The organism is Pseudoduganella buxea (assembly GCF_009720835.1).
In the GTDB taxonomy this organism is placed as follows: Bacteria; Pseudomonadota; Gammaproteobacteria; order Burkholderiales; family Burkholderiaceae_D; genus Rugamonas; species Rugamonas buxea.
In genome coordinates, this window is the sequence record NZ_WNKZ01000322.1 from 1 (window position 1) to 255 (window position 255).

General features: G+C 61.2%; 1 protein-coding gene. It reads right to left on the bottom strand.

Annotation, left to right across the window (positions count from 1 at the left end; all coding sequences use genetic code 11):
• Positions 1-255: EF-Tu/IF-2/RF-3 family GTPase (locus GM672_RS28110; RefSeq protein ID WP_260115716.1), on the bottom strand; the 255-nt coding region annotated here is incomplete at both ends.

Genomic DNA, 255 nt, shown 5'->3' on the forward strand with positions numbered 1-255 from the left:
CTGGCTTGGCCAGAACCTGACCACGCTGGACATCTTCACGCTTGGTGCCGCGCAGCAGCAGACCGACGTTGTCGCCGGCTTGACCCTGGTCCAGCAGCTTGCGGAACATTTCCACGCCGGTGCAGGTCGTCTTGACGGTGTCGATGATGCCGACGATTTCGATTTCTTCGCCGACCTTGATGATGCCGCGCTCAACACGACCGGTCACCACGGTGCCGCGACCCGAGATCGAGAACACGTCTTCCACTGGCATCA